This window comes from Kordiimonas lipolytica, assembly GCF_001550065.1.
In genome coordinates this window covers 82070-103116 of sequence record NZ_LRUB01000033.1, presented here as the reverse complement: position 1 = coordinate 103116, position 21047 = coordinate 82070, and the positions used below count along the sequence as shown (strand labels likewise).

The following is a 21047-nucleotide window of genomic DNA, read 5'->3' as shown; positions in this document are numbered from 1 at the left end:
CTTATCTCCTACTCGGCTGCCTGGGTGGAGGCTTCTTCTTCGCCCCACTCAATGTTGTCGACGCGGCGGACAACGACGAACTCATCGCGGTTGGACCCGACCGTGCCGTAATAGTTGAACCCGTATGCGAGCTGCGCGTAACCACCGATCATATGCGTTGGTTTGACAACCGCACGGGTCACCGAGTTGTGGATGCCGCCCCGACCGCCCGTAGTGTTGGAGACAGGCGTGTTAATCATCTTCTCCTGGGCGTGGTACATCATGGTCATGCCTTCGGGCACGCGCTGGGAGACAACCGCCCGGGCCATGATGGCCCCGTTGGCGTTATAAAGTTCGATCCAGTCGTTATCCTCGACATCGATCTTCCTGGCGTCGATTTCCGACAGCCAGACCACAGGCCCACCCCGGTTCAGCGTCAGCATCAGCAGGTTGTCACTGTAGGTGGAGTGAATGCCCCATTTCTGGTGCGGCGTGATCCAATTGAGCGCCACCTGTTTGTGGCCCCGGCTGTATTTGTCTTTCACTGGCGCCACCGTTTTGGTGTTGACCGGCGGTTTATAGACACAGAGGCTTTCACCAAAATCACGCATCCATTCGTGATCCTGATAGAACTGCTGACGTCCCGTCAGGGTGCGCCATGGGATCAATTCATGCACGTTGGTATAGCCCGCATTATAGCTGACATGCTCGTCTTCAAGGCCCGACCAGGTCGGGGATGAAATGATCTTGCGCGGCTGCTGCTTGATGTCGTGGAAGCGGATTTTCTCTTCCTGCTTTGGCTTTGCAAGGTGGGTGTGTTCGCGCCCGGTGATGGCACCAAGCGCTACCCAGGATTTCACGGCCACATGGCCGTTTGTCTCCGGCGCCAGTGAAAGGACAACCTCAGCCGCGTCCACATCGGACACAATCTTCGGCATGCCTTCATTAGCGCCTTCTTCGTCATGAATACCGTTAAGTCGGCCCAGAAGCTCGACTTCCTCTTCAGTTTTCCAACTGATGCCTTTCCCGCCGTTACCAATGTTCGCCATCAGTGGACCGAGGGCCGTGAAGCGTTTGAAGGTGTTGGGATAATCCCGTTCCACCTCAATGATGGCTGGCATGGTTTTGCCCGGGATCGGGTCGCATTCGCCCTTCTTCCAATCGGTTACGCCAAGGGCCTGGCCAAGTTCACCCGGGGTGTCGTGCAGGATCGGAAGTGTCACTACATCCTTCTCAACGCCCAGGTGACCAACGCAGACTTCCGAGAATTTCTCGGCAAGGCCACGGTAGATATCCCAGTCGCTGCGGCTTTCCCACGCCGGATCAACGGCGCGGGTCAGCGGGTGAATGAAGGGGTGCATGTCGGAGGTGTTCAGGTCGTTCTTTTCGTACCAGGTGGCGGACGGCAGAACCACATCTGAATACACGCACGTGGTGGACATGCGGAAATCAAGCGTTACCACCAGGTCCAGCTTTCCTTCCGGCGCTTCATCGTGCCAGACAACCTCGCTAGGTTTCTGGCCTCCGGTGTCGCCCAGGTCCTTGCCCAGAAGGCCATGCTGGGTGCCAAGCAAATGCTTCAGCATATATTCGTGGCCCTTGCCGGAAGACCCAAGAATGTTCGAGCGCCAGATGAACATATTGCGCGGGAAGTTCTTTGGATCATCCGGGTCTTCACAGGCGAAGCCCAGGTCACCAGATTTCAGCTTGTCAACCACATAGTCCGCAGAAGACATGCCTGCATCAGTCGCAGCCTTGCCCACTTTGAGCGGGTTTTCATTCAGCTGCGGCGCAGACGGCAACCAGCCCATCCGTTCAGACCGGACGTTACAGTCGATGAGGCTATAGTCTTTCCATTTGTCTTTGTCCGCGAGCGGCGACAAGATTTCATCCACGCCAAGCTTCTCGTACCGCCACTGGTTGGAGTGGTTATAGAAGAAGCTGGTGGAGTTCATGTGCCGGGGTGGGCGAGCCCAATCAAGGCCGAACGCCAGCGGCTGCCAGCCAGTTTGCGGACGCAGCTTTTCTTGCCCCACATAGTGGGCCCAACCACCGCCGGATTTGCCCACACAGCCACACATGATCAGGAGGTTCATGATACCCCGGTAGATCATGTCCATATGGTACCAGTGGTTTACCGCAGCCCCCAGGATCACCATGGAGCGGCCGCGGGTCTGGTCTGCGTTGGTTGCAAACTCCCGCGCCACCTGGATCACTTTTGCGCGGTCAACGCCAGTAATCTTTTCCTGCCAGGCCGGGGTATAGGGGATGTCGTCGTCGAAGCTCGCGGCTACATTTTTGCCACCCAGGCCCCGATCGACACCGTAGTTGGCCACCATCAGGTCATAAACCGTGGCAACCTTCACCGGGCCATCCTTGGTTTCAACGGTCTTCAGCGGCACATTGCGCTCAAGCACGCTTTCGTGGTCTGTGTGCTGAAAGATCGGCTGATCGTTCACCAGGTTACCGAAGTATGGGAAGGCCACGGCAGAGACTTCATCGGACCGGTCAATCAGCGACACTTTCGGCCACACATCGCCGCCATCGGCCACATTCTTCAGCTCCAGGTTCCATTTCTTGGATTTGTCCCAGCGCGAGCCAATGGTGCCGTTGGGGATAACCACTTCGTCGCTGTTGCCGTCGAAGATCGCGGCTTTCCAGTCTGCGTTTTCAGTTTCACCCAAGGCGCCTTCAAAATCGGATGCACGGAGGAGACGCGACGGCACAAGGCGACCATCCTTCTCCTCCATGCGCACGAGGAACGGCATATCGGTGTACATGCGGCAATAGTCATCGAAATATTCCGACTTACCAGCCACATGGAATTCCTTGAGGATCACATGACCCATAGCCATCGCCATGGCGCTGTCGGTCCCCTGGCGTGGGTTAAGCCAGATGTCCGTCAGTTTCGCGACTTCGGAATAGTCCGGCGTCACGGACACGGTCTTGGTGCCTTTGTATCGCACTTCGGTGAAAAAGTGGGCATCCGGCGTACGGGTTTGCGGCACGTTCGAGCCCCAGGCCATGATGTAGCCTGAATTATACCAGTCCGCGCTTTCAGGCACGTCTGTCTGTTCGCCCCAGGTTTGTGGCGAGGATGGTGGCAGGTCGCAGTACCAGTCATAGAAAGACATACACACGCCGCCGATCAGCGACAGGTACCGGCTGCCGGCAGCATATGACACCATGGACATGGCCGGGATCGGCGAGAAACCGATGATCCGGTCGGGGCCATGTTCTTTGGCCGTGAACACATTCGCCGCAGCGATGAGGTCGTTGGCTTCTTCCCAGCTTGCCCGCACGAAACCGCCAAGGCCGCGCACTCGTTTGTATTCCCGGGTCTTCTTCGGGTCGGAGACAATCGAAGCCCAAGCGTCAACTGGATCACCATGCTCGGCTTTCGCCTTGCGCCACAGCTCCAAGAGGCGGCCGCGCACCATGGGGTGCTTCAGACGTGCCGCGCTATAGAGATACCAGCTGTAGCTGGCGCCGCGGGCGCAGCCGCGAGGCTCGTGGTTCGGAAGATCTGGCCGTGTTTTTGGGTAATCGGTTTGCTGGGTTTCCCAGGTCACCAGACCGTTCTTCACATAGATCTTCCAGCTGCAGGAGCCGGTGCAGTTCACCCCGTGGGTTGACCGCACGACTTTGTCGTGCGCCCAGCGGCCGCGGTAGGCCTTTTCCCAATCCCGGCTTTCGTCGGTTGTGATACCGTGCCCGTCCGAGAATGTTTCGGGCGATTTGGTGAAGTATGAGAGCCTGTCGATAAAGTTGCTCATGGATTGTCTCCGGATGCCCTGTTTTCTTATGGGTTTTTCACGTATGCGCCTGGACGCAGGTAGAACCACCAGTTGATAAGGATGCAGACGCCATAGAAGATGGCAAAGCCATAGAGCGCATACTCAGGCGTGGTGGCTTTGATCTGCTCGCCGAACACTTTTGGGATGATGAAGGCACCGTATGCCGCTACTGCTGACGTCCAGCCAAGGACAGGGCCCGCCTGCTCCTTGTTGAACACCACAGCGATAGTGCGGAAGGTGGAGCCGTTACCGATGCCGGTGGCTGCGAACAGGATGATGAACAGCACAAGGAAGGGATAGAAATATTCCTCTGGTGTTGCAGAACCGTAGGCCGCTTTCATGAAGTAGGCCACGCCCAGCGCACAGGCCACCATCACAACACTGATGATTTGTGTTACTTTCGCGCCGCCCATCTTGTCTGCCCAGCTACCGCCGATCGGACGGATCAGTGCGCCAATGAACGGGCCCATCCAGGCGAACATCAGGGCCGATGGGCCGTTCGGGTTCACTGTATTGTGGGTCATCACACCATCAACCATGATGTGTTGGAAACCGAACACCACTTTGATCGCCAGACCCATCGCAGCCGCATAACCAATGAAGCTGCCGAAGGTCATGGTGTAGATCACCGTCATCGCCCAGGTGTGCTTGTTGTCGAAAATCTGGAACTGACGCTTCAGGTTTGTCTGTATTTTGCCAGGGATCAGCTTCAGCGCGAAAACGGTGAGTGCGATCACAATCGGCAGGACAATCCATTTATTGAGCTCAAGGCCGGACCCACCGGTTTTGGCAGGCAACATCAGCCACAGGCCAAAAGTTGCGGTGGCAAGGCCAATCGCCAGCATACCCAGGATTTTGGCAAAGGCCGGCAGGGCAGAGCCCGCATCCGGCGACACATGCTCGTCGCGAATGTTGTTAAGGCCGAACCAACCAGCGAACGCCAGCGGCACCAGTGCGATCAGCCACACCCAGCCGGCGTTAAAGATATAGGTTTCCGTCCCCGCAGGGATTTTGCCGATCAGGGTGCCGGACGTGTTCTGCAGCGTCATGCTTTCGCCGCCAAACAGCGCGAATGTCATCACCAGCGGCACAACAATCTGCATGGTGGTGACACCAAAGTTACCAAGGCCCGCATTCATGCCCAGCGCATAGCCCTGGATCTTCTTGGGATAAAAGAAGCTGATGTTCGACATGGAAGACGCGAAGTTGCCGCCACCAAAGCCAGAGAGGAGTGCCATCAACTGGAACTGCCAAAGCGGTGTGTTAGGGTCTTGAAGCAGGAAGCCCGTTCCGACAGCAGGGATCATCAGCAACGCCGTGGTCAGGAACAGTGTGTAGCGCCCGCCCGCGATGCGGATGAAGAAGGAGCTTGGAATACGCAGTGTTGCACCAGAAAGGCCAGCGATAGCCGCGAGCGTAAAGAGCTGGCTTTGCTCAAACGGAAAGCCCAGGTTCAGCATCTGAACCGTGATGATGCCCCAGTAGAGCCATACTGCAAAGCCACACAGCAAGCTTGGAATGGAAATCCAGAGATTGCGCGTCGCGATCTTCTTGCCAGCTTCGGCCCACTGGACATCATCGTCCGGGTTCCAGCCGTAAAGGTCGTGGCCCTTCTCTTCTAATTTGGTTGCTTGTTCAGTCATTTGAACTCTCCTAAACGAGGCCTCGCGGGACCCCTAAGTAATCTGGGGGAGAGGCCCCAAGGGGCCCCTCACATCCTTGAGGTCTAGCCCTTAAGGCCTTCAAGCTCCGGCAAGTTGCGTGGCCCACGCAATTCCGGGATGCGTTTCTTCTCCAGCCGCTGGATTGCGAAGTGCATCCAGGTAAGCGCGATGGCAATCAGCACCGTCAGCAGCATGAAACAGCTGGTCCAAACGCCGATCACGTCATTCATGATGCCGAACACGATCGGGAGCACGAAACCACCCAGCCCGCCAATCAGGCCAACCATGCCGCCTACGGACCCCACATGAGCCGGGTAGTAGACAGGGATGTGCTTGTAGACAGCCGCCTTGCCGAGCGACATGAAGAAGCCCAGCACGATCGTCAGTGCCACGAACAATTCCAGCGGGATGGTGATATTGAAGGCGATCGGTCCAGTGATGCCCGCCACGGTATAGTCGGTGGCTGGGTAAGACATGATGAAGGTGCAGATCACGCTTGCGATGAAGGTCCAGTACATGACCGTACGCGCGCCAACCTTGTCAGACAGCCAGCCGCCGAGAGCCCGGAAGATGGACCCGGGCAGGGCATAGCTTGCCGCCAGGATGCCCGCAGTGCCGAGTTCAAGCCCGTAGGCGCCCACATAATAGCGTGGCAGCCACAGTGCTAGCGCCACATAAGCACCAAACACAAAGAAGTAATAGAGCGAGAAGCGCCATACTTGCAGGTTCTTCAGCGGCTCAAGCTGCTCCATGAAGCTGGGGTGCTTGTGGCCCTTTTCCTTGTGCGCCGCATGGACCGGATCATCCTTCGTCAAAAAGAAGAACAGAACCGCAGTGACCGCCAGCACAATGGAATAGATCTGGGCCACGCCCTGCCAGGCGCCACCAACAGCCACAAGAAGCATCGGCGCACCGAAGTTTGTAATGGCCGCACCCACATTACCCATCCCGAAGATGCCAAGGGCCGTACCCTGTTGTTCTTTCGGGAACCAGCGCGACACATAGGCCACGCCTACCGCAAAGCTGCCACCGGCAAGACCAACGCCCAGGGCGGCCACCAGGAACATCTCATACGTTGTCACCAGTGTCAGCAGGTAGGCTGCCACCGCTGTAGCCAGCATCTGGATGGTGTACACGATCCGGCCACCATACTGGTCGGTCCAGATGCCCAGGAACAAGCGACTCAAAGAGCCAGTCAGTACCGGCGTTGCCACAAGTATACCGAACTGGGTGTCAGTGAGCCCCAGTTGCGCTTTGATCTTGATCCCGATGATCGAGAAGATCGTCCATACAGCGAAACACACAGTGAACGCGAGCGTGCTGGCGGTCAGCGCGTGTCTGCTTTGTCCTTTGCTTACCAGGGTGTCAGTCACGATTCCCTCCTGACATAGTTGTTGCCCTTTTGGTTGTTGCTAATATGTGCGTAGGATGGGAAGCCGTGTTTGATCCATATCAAGTGCCTCGCTTTTCTGAAGAAAAGGCGTCAAACCAAAGACTTAGAAGGCACTTACAAACAGGGGGAGCACATTAGGAATTGTACTTCGCAGGCGCATTAGCTTGATTGAAGGGCAAAACATGCGATAGTCGGCCAAACAAATTCGGGGATGCGGGGACGCGGAATGAACACACCTGTTCAGAACACAAAACTGGTACAGGAGCTTTTGCATAAGCTTGGCGATGTCGTGCACAAGATCCAGCGCGAACGCGGCTGTGCTGGGTTGCTGCTGGATAGCCTGGGCAAGATATTTTCCCGCCGATACGATGAACAAAACAAGGCCGTCGACAAGGTCATAGCAGAATTGCGGGCTTTCTCGGGACGGACAGATGTGCGGGATGCCCTGCCCCCAAGCTTTGAGGCCCGCCTGACTTTCCTTCTCAGGAAATTTGATGAACTCGCCGATGTCAGGGACCAAATTCGGCTGATGAAGGTGCGCTATACACAGGCTCTCAACAACTATACCTTTAAATTCACGGTCCCCACCATCGACGCCATGATCGAATTGGCCCAGCGTGAACCCAGGCACAATTCTGCTCTCGTGTCTGCTTATTCAAACTTCCTGCAATGGAAAGAACGCGTCGGTATGGAACGTGCGCTCGGCGCCAGGGGCTTCTATACCTTCTCGTTCCGAAACCAGGAATTCTGTGACCGCTTCGTGGCACTGGTCGCGGAACAACGCACCTATTTTGATACATTCAAAGCACTGGCATCGCCAGGTCAGATCGCTGTGTTACAGGAAGCGGTACAGGATGCAGACCTGCGCGCCCTTGGCAAGATCAACGACCTTCTGGAAGAAGGCGCGCCCCCAAGCGAGATCGAGCAATATTCGGGCGAAACCTGGTTCGAGCTTCTGACCCGCATGATTGACGGCTTAAGACAAGCAGAGGTTACCCTTGTTGACGGGCTCGAAGGTGCGGCGACTCCTGTATCAAACTCGTCCGCCCATTCAGGGAAGATGGCGCAATATCGACCCTTCCTCAAATCATTGCCAATGCTGGCGGCGCTGGCGGATGGCGATCTGGATGAGCTGCTGTCGCTTTCTCAGGTTCGCGAATATGAAAAAGACAAATTGCTTTTCCTAAGGGATGAGCCTGCCGCACGGATGTACATCATCCTTGAGGGTTGGGTGAAGGCCTATAACGGGCTGGAGACAGGCGAAGAAGCCATTTTGCAGATGCTCGGCGCCGGTGAAACACTCCTCGAATCCGCCGTATTCCTAAACATGCCCACGCCTGTGAACGCACAGGTAGTTGAGCACGCAACATTACTTTCGATACCAGCGCCAGTGATCCGACAACGCATTCAGGCGAGCCCCCAGCTGGCGGTTAACATGCTGAACGCCGTTTCGCTTCGGTCCCAACGCCTGGTGCAGCAGCTTGAACTTTCTCGTCTCAAAAGTGCGCAGGAACGCGTGGGATGGTTCCTCTTGCGCCTGCGACTTAACCAAAAGTCACCCGATGGTACGATTCTCCTTCCTTATGAGAAGTCCATCATTGCCTCGTATCTGGACATGCGGCCAGAGACTTTCTCGAGGACACTCAAGAAGTTCAAGGACGAAGGATTCAAAGTAGCAACAGATTACGTTGTAATGCCGGATGACAATGCTCTGTGTGGGTTTTGCGACGCTGAACTTGCAGGGAATTGCAACCGGGTACATACGGATGAATGCGCCCGCCCGGAACTTAGCGACCTTGTCTTTAAGCCCGACGCTTGATCTGCATCAAACGCCCCAACTTCATATAGCGATATTCCTTCGATTGCAGAGTGCTCAACTCCGAAGCCTCTGGCCCTAACTGGTGCATGCCACAAGGGCCTTTGGCCGCAGCCGTTGCTGCCGGGTCTGTTTGGGAAACCGACTGGCCTCTCGCTATTAGAAAGGAGCCTGTTTGTGCGCTTAAGTGATGGATTCGGCCGCACCTTCAAATATCTGCGGCTGTCAGTGACCGAAGCCTGCAATTTCCGGTGCAGCTATTGCCTGCCGAATGGCTACAGAAAGTGTGCCGGGCCACAGCCGCTTTCGGTTGACGAATTGCGCCGCGCCGCAACCGCATTCTCCGAACTGGGGCTTACCAAGATTCGCCTGACCGGTGGCGAGCCGACGGTGCGAAAAGACTTTCTTGAAATCGCAGAAGCAATCAGCGCATTGCCGAATGTGCAAAAACTGGCACTCACAACCAACGGCTATAAGCTCGAACACCGTGCCACCGCTTTCCGTAATGCAGGCATCAATGCGATCAATATCAGCCTGGACAGTCTTGATCCCCAAACATTTCACAGCGTCACAGGCCATGACCGCTGCAATGAAGTGCTTCGCGGCATTGATGCTGCTTTTGAGGCGGACTTCGATAGTATCAAGCTGAACGCGGTTTACTTGAAGGGCATCAACGACCTGGAACTGGACGCCTATCTGGCACTTGCCAAAAATCGCCCCCTTGCGGTTCGGTTTATCGAACTGATGGAAACAGGCGACCATCCGGCTTATTTCAAGCGGCACCATATTCCCGCCACTGTGATTGCCGAAAAACTGGAGCGCGCGGGCTGGACCAAGAAACTCAAGGCCGCAGACGCAGGCCCTGCCAACGAATATGTCCACCCGGACTATAGGGGCAGCATTGGACTGATCGCGCCTTATTCTAAAGATTTCTGCAAAAGCTGTAACCGGCTGAGATTTTCAAGCATGGGCAAGCTTCATCTGTGCCTGTTTGGAGAGTTCGGTGTGCCCATGCGCGCCCTTCTGCAGTCCGACGACCAGATCGAAGAGCTGAAAGCCAAGCTAACAAAAGCCGTTGGTCAGAAGGTCGCCAGCCATCAGCTCGCAGCAGGCCTGACCGGGCAGACCTCAAACCTTTCCAGTATCGGGGGATAACCTGATGCATGTTTCAGGAGACTTTGGCTATGTTTGATCCAGCTTTGGACTGTTGTTCCGGCTCAGGCCTCAGGCATTACGTGGATTGCCTGGAAGACCTTCACCGCGAGGTCATCCATCTTGGGGCGACGGAGGTCCCCCTCGCGGAAGCTATCGGGCAAACACTGGCCGGCGACCTCAAAGCGCCCCTTTCCCTGCCCTCCTTCAATAATAGCGCCATGGATGGATTTGCTTTCAATTCTGCGCTTGTAAAAGACGCCGCGATGGACACACCGGTCGAGCTTCCAATCGTCGGCGCCAGCATTGCCGGGGACAACGCAAAACTTGCACAGCTGAACGGCCCTCAGGCCGTGAAGATCATGACAGGTGCTCCCTTGCCCCAGGGGGCAGACACAGTCTTGCCGGTCGAGGCCGCAAGTTGGGAAACAGAGGCCCTGACCTTCCACGCACCCTACCCGGCAGATCAACACGTCAGGCATATCGGTCAGGATGTGGCACAGGGCCGGACGGTACTGAAGGCGGGCACCCTGCTTGCCTGCCAGCATTTGCCGCTGTTGTCGGCATTGGGGCTTGGCAAGGTGGCGGTCAATCAAAGACCAACCGCTGCCTGGATATCCACCGGACAGGAAATTGTTGATGACTTCAGCCAACCCTTGAAGCCCGGCCAGATCTATAACGCCACCCGCCTGTACGCCGAGACCATTGCCCGGGATCTGGGCTTCAACCTCAGGCACGTCGTAACCGTACGCGACACACCGCAAGACTTTGCGGCCGCGCTTGATGCCGCAATCGAAGGCAAGCCCAGGCTTATCCTTTCCACGGGCGGCGTATCGGCGGGCCAGTATGATTTTGTCAAACCCGTTCTGAGTGACATGGGTGCGACAATCATTTTCCACAAGGCGCGCATCAAACCGGCAAAACCTGTTCTGTTCGCTCGGTTGCCCGGGGGCAGTTTCTTCTTTGGGCTGCCCGGCAACCCCATTTCGACGGCCCTGGCGCTCAGGGCCTTTGTCTATCCCTTTGTCCGGGGTCTCTCGGGGCAGCCCCCCGAACCCATGCGGGTCGCCACATTGACGCGGGACGTTCAGGTCGACGCATCGAAAACGGTATTCCTGATGGGGCGTATGCGCCTGAGTGACAGTGGCCTGATGATCGCTACGCCCAGCAAGCGGCAGCAATCCTTCCAGACGTCGCCTTTCTCGGAAAGCAATGCTTGGCTGATGGTGCCCGAACGTGTGTCAGAGCTGTGCGCGGGTGACCAGGTTCACTGCCTGCACTTCAACCCAGGATCAAACTGACAAACAGACACAGCAGGAAAGAAAAAGCCTTTATGCCCGCTTGTGGCGAAAAGCGGTCAACTCTCACATTTGCAGGAACGTCTGCTTTCCAGTTTCAGAAGCCACGAATTGCCTTGCAAATTTGATGTCTTTAGAGACGTCAAGTCTCACATCTGCAGGAGCCAGACAAAGTCATAGATCGCGAGACAGATTCTTGTCCTGCATGCTGTGACAAAATCCGCCGAACGACGATGCTGGACTCGTGAAAATGAGTTTAGCTAAGTCATTGTTTTTCTGAAATTGAGAGTCTGGTGTACTGTGGAGGACGACAACTCCAAGCCCCTCCTCCACGACGAGCCATATCTTTTTTACTTCACAAATCGAAGCGCTGAACGTCTAGCCGCTTTAGGGCTCTGAATGGGGATCCCCGCATTACCTGCGTTTTGGCGCTTGACTCTTGTTTGTACCCATTGTACCCCTTATATACACGGTACATAGGGAACAATAAGAAAGCCAAGTGATCCCAGACCTTTCGGAGCATCAACCCGAGTCCCGACAGATGAGAAGAATATGGAAATTGTCATCGATATAGACGCCGAGGAGCCGCTCTTTTCCCAGCTGATGGCCGAGATCAAGCGCGCCGTCGGCTCAGGCGGCATTGGCCCAGGCGACGCCCTGCCCTCCATCCGGCAACTGGCGAACGACCTGAACCTGAACAACAAGACAGTCGCCAAAGCCTATCAGCTTCTGGAGCGAGACAAAGTGATTGTCACCAAAGGCTACCGGGGCACCTTCGTGCACCCGGACGCCCGCGAAAACATGAATTTTGACCTGAACGACTGGGTCACATCCCAAATTCAGCAAACCATAACCGCATGCCGCGACAGAGGCGCGACCGACAGCGAAATCAGAATAGCCTTCGCGAATATCATGCAAAACAAACTAGCCGCGGGAGAATAACAATGCACGCCGCACTTATCATCATGCTCATGCTCGCCACCGCAGGCGGCCTGGCCTATCTGTTCAAAAAACTTGTCGGGGGTCAGTGATATGCCGTTCGATATGCCTGAAAACACTGTTCTGGCGATCACCTATGCTGTTTTCCTGGGCCAGATTTACCTGATCAGCCACTATTTCCCCGCGCGCTTCATCGCCCGCGTCCGCTATGTGATCGATAATTTCCCGGTAGCTGACTATCCGAAGCTGTTCCCAAACGCAGGCCCGAACTTCAAGGAAAACATGACGGGAAAACTGAAGTTGTTCCGTGTCGTCAATAATGTCATTGCAGTGATTGGCCTGGTTATCCTGTTCAGCATGCTGGCGCGCGGATACCGGCCTGACCCAAAAGGCGGCGACGAGATCTTCGTCATGTTCTATTTCTTTCTGCAGGTCATCCCATTCATTGTTGCGAGCATTACAGAGCACGCCCAATATAAGGCCATGCGAGGCGCCTTCACGGAGGCCCGCCGCACCGCGGACCTCAGACCCAGGCATCTGTTTGACTTCGTCTCGCCTGCTGCAGTATTCGCTGCCCTTGCCTGCTATGGCGCGTGGTTGATTTACTATCTGAGCGTCAAGGGCTGGGACCAGCCCTGGGGTGAGGAGGTCTATATCTCTGTCGGCATGACAACCGCCATGAACCTGGCCTATGCCTTTGTCATTGCGCGCTTTATCTACGGCAAAAAGCTGGACCCCTACCAGGCCAGCAAAGACCACCTGAAAACCGTGGAAGCCGTGACGAAGGTGCTTGTCTATTCCTCAATCGGCATCAGCCTGTTTCATATCATATCTGTTGCGGCGGATGAGCACGCGCTTGAAGCCTTCGACCCTGTGTTCTCCAGCCTATACATGCAATATTGCACGCTGATCGGCTTTGGCGTCATGCTCAGCATCGCGCGGGTGGAAGACTTTGATTTCAGCGTCTACCGCAACAAAGACCAGACAGGCAAACCTGCCTGAGCCATAGGTACGGGAGGCGGCAGTCGCTGGCCGCCACACCGGGGACGCCTGGCGTTCGGCATTCCCTAAGCTCCAACAGAGAGATGTCTGAAAATCTGGCTTGATCCCGTGCTGGCGGGTGGCCCCGGTGCCGCCCGCCATTTTCTTTTCACCCCATTCTGGCATTCGGGCGCTATTCGCCTTAGGCTGATCCCATCGCCAACGCCAGGGGCCAAACATATATGACCTTTTCAGCAACGATGATTTCCTTCATTGCATTTGCCATTGCGGTTGCTCTTCTGTGGCTCGCCTGGCGGATGATGAAAGGCCGCATGGGGGCGGCCTCACGCAAACAGCTTCGGGCGCTGAAGCGCGCCCGGCTGGAGCGCAAGCGGATCATGCGCCAGGGCGAATATCAGCTTTATGGTGACCTGCAGACTGTGCTGCGCGCACTGGGTGGCGGGTATCAGGTGTTCCCGCAGGTATCCATGGGGGAGTTGATCGCCAGCGACACCGACGACGGCTTCCTGGCCTTCAACAGCAAACGCGTGGATTTTGCCGTGACAGACGCGAAAGGATATCCGGTTATCCTGGTGGAATACCAGGGCACAGGCCATGACCTGGACGGCACAGCAAAGGGCCGTGACACGGTCAAGCGCGAAGCCGCCACCCGCGCAGGGATTGGCTTTCTGGAAGTTTTCCCGGACTATGACACCGATGCCCTGAGGGCCGACATCCAAATGCTTCTGGAAGAAGCAAGCTAGCCAACAAAAAAGGCGGCCCCGGAACTGTTTTCCTTAAGGGACCGCCTCTTCCATAACTGATCAGGCTTTACCTTACATCACGCCGGCGATGGCATCTGCCACATACGGGATGTTGGCTTCGGTCAGGCCCGCCACGTTGATGCGGCCGTTCGCCGGGAAATAGATGGACTTGTCTTTCTGCACGCTTGCGACCTGCTCGGGCGTCAGGTTCAGCAGCGAGAACATACCCGTCTGGCGGCCAACGGCACCGAACTGTTCGCCGTAGCCCTTCTGGGTCAGGCTGTCTGCCAGCGTGCGACGAAGGGTATTCACCCGGTCACGCATTTCGCCCAGTTCCGCCACCCAGTCAGCGCGCAGGGCTTCGTCCTGCATCACGGTGGTCATCAGCGCAGCACCATGGCTTGGCGGCATGGAGTAATTTTCACGTGCGATCCGCGCCAGGTTGGTGGTCAGCGCCTTCGCGGCGTCCTTGCCCTGGGATTTCACAACCAGCGCCCCTGTGCGCTCGCGGTACAGGCCAAAGTTCTTGGAGCAGCTGTAGGAAAGTACAGCTTCCGGCAGCTTTTCAAACGCACGGCGCAGCGGGCCGGCATCAGCTTCCAGCCCCTGAGCGAAGCCCTGGTAGGCCATATCCAGGAACGGCACCAGGCCACGCTCGCCGATCAACTCGATCACGCGGTCCCATTCATCGTCATTCAGGTCAGCGCCGGTCGGGTTGTGGCAGGAGGCGTGCAGCAGCACGAGGTCACCGGCTTTGGCGCCCTTCAGGTCTTCGAGCATGCCTTCAATGTCGATCGACGTGGTCGCGCGGTCATAATAGCGGTACACCTTGCTATCGAGCCCAGCGGCCTTCAGCGTTGGCACATGGTTCGCCCAGGTTGGGTTCGACACCCACACAGTAGTGCCCGGTGCGGCATGGTTCACCAGTTCAAAGCCAAGGCGCAGCGCGCCGCAGCCACCCGGCGTCTGGATCGCGCCAAGCTGGCCTTCAAGCGCATGCACAAGTGGCGCGCCCAGCGACAGGTCAAGCGCGGCATCTGTGAACCCCGGCCAGCCAGTTGGCGCAATGTAAACCTTGCTGCCTTCCGTTTTCGCCAGCCGGTTAAAAGCTTCCTGAATGGAGCGCATAATCGGCGTGTTGCCCTCTGCCGTCTTGTAGACACCGACACCCAGGTCAACTTTTTCTGGGTTGGTATCAGCCTTGAAAAGCGCCGACAGGCCAAGGATTGGGTCAGCGGGAAGCGGCTCGAGGTGCGAAAACATTAGACTCTCCTAAGGGTGTGGATCGCAGCAAAACAATTGGTTTCATTTGTAACTTTAAAGTGCGGCATTTCCAACCCTGGAATCACCTGCACTGGTGCGCCTATATATACCTGACGATTAATGCTGGCAAAGTGGCAAAATCTGCTGCAAGAGTTTAGCAGACCTATAGGGAAGGCAAATGTATGTATAAATTGGCGATCGCGCTTCTGGCCGGTATGTTCGGCCTGCAAGACCCGGCTCTTGCTTCAACCATCGAGCAGGGCGAAGCGGAAGAACATTCCAGCTATCATTTCGACACCGAAGCACCCTACAAGCCGTCCGCTGATGCGATGACGGAAGTGGATGCCACGCTGGACCGCGCGCGCCGGTCCGGCAAGCTTGCGATGATCGTGATGGGCGCTAACTGGTGCCACGACAGCATCGGGCTTATCGAACACCTGAACAAACCGGAAGTCTCCGCCGTGGTGAAGGCGGGCTATGAAGTGCAGATCGTTGATGTGGGCTACCTTGACCACAGCCTGCATGTGGCCACGCGCTTTGGCCTGCCGGTGATTTACGGCACGCCCACCGTGCTGGTGATTGAACCAGAAACCGAAACACTCCTGAACGCCAGCACGCTGAACCTGTGGCGCGACGCGGCAGCCATGCCAACGGAAGAAGTGATCAGCCTGTTTGCGGGCCAGCCCCGGACCGTTACCCCGGAACCAGAGCCCACCGGCGAACTCGCCCGGCTTCTGCAGGAAATCAAGGACTTCGAAAGCAAGCACGCAGCCCGCATCTATGGCGGCTTTGCCATCGTGGGCCCCATGCTGGCCGCGGACAAACGGCCTGAGCATTTCGGCAGTTACTGGACCCAGCTTCGGAACCTGCGCTACAGCATCACCGAAGACCTGACGCGCCTGCGCGAGGAAGCCCGCACACGCGTCGCCGCTGGCGAAACAGGAATCACTCTGGACTATCCTGAATACCCGGCCTTTGACTGGGAAAAACAGGATGGCTAATATTTTTGCATTAATTTGCAAACGTGGATTAGAAACAATAAACAACTGTAAATAAGGCCTCATTCCGAAATGAGGCCTTTTCTTTTGCAACAACTAGCATCTTTTGCAGAAATATTTGCAATGAGTTTGCAGTTGCGCCTATACTCCCCTCCGGGCCGAAGGAGGGAACCATGGGAATCATCAGGCTTTTTCAAGTCGCTTGCTTTGCCGCGCTTGTGGCAATCACTCCCGCCAGCAGCATGGCAGCGGGCGGTGTTGCCTCCAAATATGATCCCAAACCCTATATGCAGGTTCAGCATCCGGACTGGGCGAAAAACGCCGTCCTTTACCAACTGAACACCCGCCAGTTCACGCCCGAAGGAACCTTTGAGGCCGCGCGCAAACAGCTGCCGCGCCTCAAGGAACTGGGCGCAGACATCATCTGGCTGATGCCCATCCACGAAATTGGCGAAGAGAACCGCAAGGGCAGCCTTGGCAGCCCCTACAGCGTGAAGGATTACTATAGCGTCAACCCGGAGTTCGGCACGCTTGATGACCTGAAAGCCTTCACCCGAGACGCGCACAAGATGGGCATGCGCGTGATCCTGGATTGGGTGGCAAACCACACCGCCTGGGACAATGTAATCAGGGAAAAGCACCCCGACTGGTACGAGCGCGACTGGAAAGGCGATTTCCGCCCCACACCCTGGTGGGACTGGTCTGACATCATTGACCTGGATTTCTCGAAACCCGGCCTCAGGCAGTATATGACCGAAGCCATGAAATACTGGGTTGAGGAAGTGGGCGTGGACGGTTTCCGCTGCGATGTGGCGGGCTTTGTGCCGGTGGATTTCTGGAACACGGTGCGGGCGGAGCTCGAAAGCGTCAAACCGGTTTTCATGCTGGCGGAATGGGAATCGCGTGACCTTTACCAGCACGCGTTTGACGCCACCTATGCCTGGAGCTGGGGTGAGACCATGCACAAGATCGCCCACGGCAAGGCCGACACGGGCGCGCTGTTTGTCTACTATAGCTGGAATGAAAGCGCCTACCCGCGCGATGCTTACCGCATGACCCATGTGACGAACCACGACCAGAATTCCTGGGAAGGCACCATGTTCGAACGCTTTGGCGACGCGCTTGAGAGCGCCATCGTGCTGTCTGTCGTCGGTGAAGGCATCCCGCTTATCTATAACGGCCAGGAAGCCGGGAACGACAAGCGCCTTGAGTTCTTTGAGCGCGACCCGATCAAGTGGCGCGACCATGAAATTGGTGATCTATACAAAGCGCTGTTCAAGCTGAAGCATGAGAATACGGCGCTCTGGAACGGGGCGGCTGGTGCGCGCATGGTCTCCATCGTCAACTCAGCCCCCAAGCAGGTCCTCAGCTTTGTGCGCGAGAACGCCAAAGACGGTGTTTTTGCAATCATCAACCTGTCGGACAAGGCGCAAACCGTGCGCTTCGAGAATGGCCCGCACCTCGGGAGCTATCATGACTTTGAAGGCGGAGCAGCCGTTACCGTTGATGCGGATTATGACATCACCCTGCCCGCCTGGGGCTACCGCGTGCTGGTGGAAAACAAATAACCGATATCCGAGACATTTATGCGCTTCATCAAACCTACCCTGATTGCCGCCAGCCTATTGACGATCGCTGTCACCGGCACCTCCTGCGCGGGGCCTGAAACAAGCCCAATCCCAGAGACGGAGCGCGCAGGCAAGCCTGTTGTCTATCAGGTTTTCAGCCGCCTGTTCGGTAACCAGAACACGACAAACAAGCCTTGGGGCACCGCAGCCGAGAACGGCGTTGGCAAGTTTGCTGACTTCACGGACGAGGCACTTGAAGGCATCCGACGACTGGGTGTCAGCCACGTTTGGTACACGGGCGTGCTGCACCACGGCGTGATCCGCGACTATACGGCCTACGGCATATCGAATGATGATCCGGACGTGATCAAGGGCCGCGCGGGCTCACCCTACGCGGTGAAGGATTATTATGGCGTCAGCCCAGACCTTGCGACCGACCCCGCCAAGCGCATGGATGAATTCCGCGCGCTTATTGACCGCACGCATAAGCACGGCCTGAAGGTTATCATCGACATCATTCCCAACCATGTGGCGCGGGGGTACACATCCCTTGGCAAGCCGGACGGTGTGGTAGACTTCGGCGCGGCAGATGACACGAGCGTAGAGTATGCGCGCGACAATAATTTCTATTATGTACCGGGTCAGGCATTCGAGGTGCCTGACTTCAAAGCGGGACACGAGCCGCTGGGCGGTGAAGCGCACCCGCTGGCTGACGGCCAGTTCACCGAAGTTCCCGCCAAATGGACCGGCAACGGCGCGCGGTCGGTCAAACCCAGCGCCGATGACTGGTATGAAACCGTGAAGCTGAACTATGGCGTTCGCCCCGACGGCAGCCATGATTTCCCAAGCCTGCCGGAAGGCTATGAGGCACTGGACGTCCGCGCCCACGCCACCTTCTGGGCAGACAAAGACCTGCCGGACACCTGGATGAAGATGCGCGACATCGCCTTTTTCTGGCTGGACCAAGGCGTGGACGGCTTCCGTTATGACGTGGCTGAGCTGGTGCCGGTGGAGTTCTGGAGCTTCCTGAATAGCGCCATCAAGATGCGCAACCCGGACGCCTTCCTGCTGGCGGAAGTTTATAACCCGAAGCTTTACCGGGACTATGTGCATAAGGGCAAAATGGATGTGCTTTATGACAAGGTCGGGCTTTATGATCTGCTGAAAGCCATCCTCCAGGGCCGCGAGACAACAGATGCCCTGCCGCGTGAGATCGCGAGCCTGAGCGACATCGAAGCCCACATGATGCACTTCCTTGAAAACCACGACGAACAGCGCATCGCCAGCCCGGAATTCGCAGGCAACCCATGGCGCGCCATGCCTGCCATGGTGGTCTCCGCCACGCTGCGCACGTCCCCCACCATGCTCTATTTCGGGCAGGCGGTGGGCGAAGACGGGTCTGAGGACGCGGGCTTTGGAGACCCGAGCCGCACCAGCATTTTTGACTATGTCGGGGTGCCTGCGCACCAGCGCTGGATGAACGGCGGCAAGTTCGATGGCGGCGCACTGACAGAAGATGAAGCAAAGCTGAGAGCATACTATGAGCGCCTGATGCGTTTCACCGCAGGCAGCCCCGCAATGATGGGCGATTACCGGGAGCTTCACAGCGTGAACCGACAGCATGTGCCTGGATACACGGACCAGCTGTTCGCCTTCGCGCGCTGGAGCGAGGATGAAAAGCTGGTGGTTGTCAGCAATTTCGCAGAGAATGAAACTGCGACCTTCCCGCTGCGCCTGCCCACAAAACTTGCAATAGATTGGGGCTTCACGAATAACGGCAGCTACCCGCTTTCGGATGTGCTGGGTGGCGGCAACGCTACCCTTGTGATTGAAGACGGGCAGGCTATTATCGAGCTGACGCTCGAGCCGCTCCAGTCCATGATCCTCCAATTGCCACGAGGCGAGTGATGACCAACGCAGACCGCAACATCAAAAAGATTGCAATCGTGGGCGGCGGCTCCGCCGGCTGGATGACGGCGGCGGCGCTTTCAAATGCACTTCAGGGCGCTGCTGAGATCACGCTGGTGGAATCGGAAGAGATTGGCGTCGTGGGCGTGGGCGAAGCCACCATCCCGCCGATCAAGATTTTCAACCAGTCACTGGGCATAGGTGAAGCCGAATTCATCCAGCGCACCGAAGGCTCCTTCAAGCTGGGGATCGAATTCGTAAACTGGTTCAAGGAAGGCCACAGCTATTTCCACCCGTTTGGGGACTATGGCGCACCCTTTGATGCCGTGCAGCTGTACCACTATTATCTCAAGGCCCGCACGGAAGGCCCAGTGGACCCAATCGACGATTATTCCATGGCCTGGGTTATGGCCAAGCACGGCAAATTCAGCGTACCTGCCCAGGACCGCCGCATGGTCCAGAGCACGTTTGACTATGCCTATCATTTCGATGCCATCATGTATGCCCGGTACTTACGCGAATACAGTGAGGCCCGCGGCGTCAAGCGCCTGGAAGGCAAAGTGGTTGATGTGGGCCTCCGCGGCACTGACGGCTTTATTGAAAGCCTGACGCTTGAGAACGGCACAAAGGTGGACGCCGAATTTTTCATCGACTGCACAGGCTTCTTCGGCCTGCTGATCGAGAAAACCCTCAAGACTGGCTATGTGGACTGGACCCACTGGCTGCCGTGCGACCGCGCCGTGGCGGTACCGTGTGAGCACGGCGGCGAGTTCACACCCTATACCCGGTCAACAGCACGCAAGGCAGGCTGGCAATGGCGCATCCCGCTGCAGCACCGCATCGGCAATGGTTATGTGTATGCGAGCCAACACATCAGCGACGATGAAGCCCAGGCCACACTGTTGGATAACCTTGACGGCAAGCCCCTGGCGGACCCGCGCCTCCTCAGGTTCGTGACCGGCAGGCGCAAGAAATTCTGGAACAAGAACTGCGTGGCCATCGGCCTCTCCGCCGGTTTCATGGAACCGCTTGAGAGCACCAGCCTGCACCTGATCCAGAGCGGCATCACGCGCCTTCTGGCGCTGTTTCCGACACTGGATTTTGATGAATACGCCGCCCAAGAATATAATCGCATCACTGTGGGTGAATATGAGCGCACGCGCGATTTTATCATCCTGCACTACAAGGCCACCGAACGCCGCGACGCGCCCCTGTGGCAGCATGCCGCCGACATGGATATCCCCGAAGAGCTTGCCTACAAGATCGAACAATTCCGGCGCGGCGGCCGCATTGTGGCCCATGAGCTGGAGCTGTTTCGGAACCCAAGCTGGCTGGCGGTCTATACCGGCCAGGGCATCTGGCCCGAGCGGTACGACCCGCTCGCAGACGCGCGGAATGTGGACTATCAGGGCCGTCTTGCCGGCCTGAGGCGCGTGATGGAAGAAACCGCCGCCGCCATGCCAAGCCACGCGGACTTCATTGCCAAACATTGCCCGGCAAAACGCAGCATGTAGACTCCTGCAATAC

At 57.0% G+C, this 21047-nt stretch carries 14 protein-coding genes and 1 riboswitch; of the genes, 10 read left to right on the top strand and 4 right to left on the bottom strand.

Annotated elements, in window-relative coordinates:
- Window positions 1–8 precede the first annotated feature (8 nt).
- The 3 genes from KORM41_RS17625 to KORM41_RS17615 form a co-directional block, all read right to left on the bottom strand.
- The gene (locus KORM41_RS17625) at window positions 9–3755 is read right to left on the bottom strand and encodes a nitrate reductase subunit alpha (protein ID WP_068151380.1); all 3747 of its coding nucleotides are present in this window, start codon (window positions 3753–3755) and stop codon (window positions 9–11) included.
- A gap of 26 nt (window positions 3756–3781) precedes the next feature.
- Window positions 3782–5419, bottom strand: coding sequence for an MFS transporter (locus KORM41_RS17620; protein WP_068151378.1), 1638 nt, complete (start codon window positions 5417–5419; stop codon window positions 3782–3784).
- Between the two features lie 83 nt (window positions 5420–5502).
- Complete coding sequence (locus KORM41_RS17615; RefSeq protein ID WP_068151373.1) at window positions 5503–6813, bottom strand: MFS transporter; 1311 nt, start codon at window positions 6811–6813, stop codon at window positions 5503–5505.
- Between the two features lie 246 nt (window positions 6814–7059).
- On the opposite strand from KORM41_RS17615, the gene KORM41_RS17610 reads away from it, so the two are divergent.
- The 6 genes from KORM41_RS17610 to KORM41_RS17585 all read left to right on the top strand — a co-directional run bounded on the left by KORM41_RS17610 (window position 7060) and on the right by KORM41_RS17585 (window position 13783).
- On the top strand, window positions 7060–8652 hold the full coding sequence (locus KORM41_RS17610) for a nitrate- and nitrite sensing domain-containing protein (RefSeq protein ID WP_068151370.1): 1593 nt from the start codon (window positions 7060–7062) through the stop codon (window positions 8650–8652).
- A 46-nt stretch (window positions 8653–8698) separates the two neighbouring features.
- A riboswitch (molybdenum cofactor riboswitch) is annotated at window positions 8699–8835 on the top strand.
- Complete coding sequence (moaA, locus tag KORM41_RS17605; protein ID WP_068151430.1) at window positions 8827–9804, top strand: GTP 3',8-cyclase MoaA; 978 nt, start codon at window positions 8827–8829, stop codon at window positions 9802–9804. It overlaps the preceding riboswitch by 9 nt.
- A gap of 29 nt (window positions 9805–9833) precedes the next feature.
- The gene (locus KORM41_RS17600) at window positions 9834–11102 is read left to right on the top strand and encodes a molybdopterin molybdotransferase MoeA (RefSeq protein WP_068151367.1); all 1269 of its coding nucleotides are present in this window, start codon (window positions 9834–9836) and stop codon (window positions 11100–11102) included.
- A 549-nt stretch (window positions 11103–11651) separates the two neighbouring features.
- Window positions 11652–12041 (top strand): GntR family transcriptional regulator, encoded by a 390-nt coding sequence (locus KORM41_RS17595; RefSeq protein WP_068151364.1) that lies wholly within the window; start codon window positions 11652–11654, stop codon window positions 12039–12041.
- A gap of 90 nt (window positions 12042–12131) precedes the next feature.
- Window positions 12132–13040: a hypothetical protein gene (locus KORM41_RS17590; protein ID WP_068151362.1), complete on the top strand. Its 909-nt coding sequence runs from the start codon at window positions 12132–12134 to the stop codon at window positions 13038–13040.
- Window positions 13041–13261: 221 nt separating this feature from the next.
- A complete protein-coding gene (locus KORM41_RS17585) occupies window positions 13262–13783 on the top strand; it encodes a DUF2726 domain-containing protein (protein ID WP_068151359.1) in 522 nt (173 codons plus the stop codon).
- A 72-nt stretch (window positions 13784–13855) separates the two neighbouring features.
- Here KORM41_RS17585 and KORM41_RS17580 read toward each other — a convergent pair whose 3' ends face one another.
- Window positions 13856–15046, bottom strand: coding sequence for an amino acid aminotransferase (locus KORM41_RS17580; protein WP_068151356.1), 1191 nt, complete (start codon window positions 15044–15046; stop codon window positions 13856–13858).
- A 182-nt stretch (window positions 15047–15228) separates the two neighbouring features.
- On the opposite strand from KORM41_RS17580, the gene KORM41_RS17575 reads away from it, so the two are divergent.
- The 4 genes from KORM41_RS17575 to KORM41_RS17560 all read left to right on the top strand — a co-directional run bounded on the left by KORM41_RS17575 (window position 15229) and on the right by KORM41_RS17560 (window position 21034).
- Window positions 15229–16047, top strand: a complete 819-nt coding sequence (locus tag KORM41_RS17575) for a thioredoxin domain-containing protein (protein ID WP_068151353.1) — start codon at window positions 15229–15231, stop codon at window positions 16045–16047.
- Between the two features lie 179 nt (window positions 16048–16226).
- A complete protein-coding gene (locus tag KORM41_RS17570; RefSeq protein ID WP_380084310.1) occupies window positions 16227–17612 on the top strand; it encodes an alpha-amylase family glycosyl hydrolase in 1386 nt (461 codons plus the stop codon).
- Between the two features lie 18 nt (window positions 17613–17630).
- On the top strand, window positions 17631–19520 hold the full coding sequence (locus KORM41_RS17565) for an alpha-amylase family glycosyl hydrolase (RefSeq protein ID WP_068151352.1): 1890 nt from the start codon (window positions 17631–17633) through the stop codon (window positions 19518–19520).
- On the top strand, window positions 19520–21034 hold the full coding sequence (locus tag KORM41_RS17560; protein ID WP_068151349.1) for a tryptophan halogenase family protein: 1515 nt from the start codon (window positions 19520–19522) through the stop codon (window positions 21032–21034). The genes KORM41_RS17565 and KORM41_RS17560 overlap by 1 nt, the downstream gene beginning before the upstream one ends.
- Window positions 21035–21047: the final 13 nt, after the last annotated feature.

What these genes read in the sequence shown, in the direction of transcription:
- KORM41_RS17595 (WP_068151364.1), top strand. Translation starts at nt 11,652, where the DNA reads ATGGAAATTGTCATCGATATAGACGCCGAGGAGCCGCTCTTTTCCCAG.
- KORM41_RS17580 (WP_068151356.1), bottom strand. Translation starts at nt 15,046, where the DNA reads ATGTTTTCGCACCTCGAGCCGCTTCCCGCTGACCCAATCCTTGGCCTG.
- KORM41_RS17590 (WP_068151362.1), top strand. Translation starts at nt 12,132, where the DNA reads ATGCCGTTCGATATGCCTGAAAACACTGTTCTGGCGATCACCTATGCT.
- KORM41_RS17610 (WP_068151370.1), top strand. Translation starts at nt 7,060, where the DNA reads ATGAACACACCTGTTCAGAACACAAAACTGGTACAGGAGCTTTTGCAT.
- KORM41_RS17600 (WP_068151367.1), top strand. Translation starts at nt 9,834, where the DNA reads ATGTTTGATCCAGCTTTGGACTGTTGTTCCGGCTCAGGCCTCAGGCAT.
- KORM41_RS17625 (WP_068151380.1), bottom strand. Translation starts at nt 3,755, where the DNA reads ATGAGCAACTTTATCGACAGGCTCTCATACTTCACCAAATCGCCCGAA.
- KORM41_RS17560 (WP_068151349.1), top strand. Translation starts at nt 19,520, where the DNA reads ATGACCAACGCAGACCGCAACATCAAAAAGATTGCAATCGTGGGCGGC.
- KORM41_RS17565 (WP_068151352.1), top strand. Translation starts at nt 17,631, where the DNA reads ATGCGCTTCATCAAACCTACCCTGATTGCCGCCAGCCTATTGACGATC.
- KORM41_RS17585 (WP_068151359.1), top strand. Translation starts at nt 13,262, where the DNA reads ATGACCTTTTCAGCAACGATGATTTCCTTCATTGCATTTGCCATTGCG.
- KORM41_RS17620 (WP_068151378.1), bottom strand. Translation starts at nt 5,419, where the DNA reads ATGACTGAACAAGCAACCAAATTAGAAGAGAAGGGCCACGACCTTTAC.
- KORM41_RS17575 (WP_068151353.1), top strand. Translation starts at nt 15,229, where the DNA reads ATGTATAAATTGGCGATCGCGCTTCTGGCCGGTATGTTCGGCCTGCAA.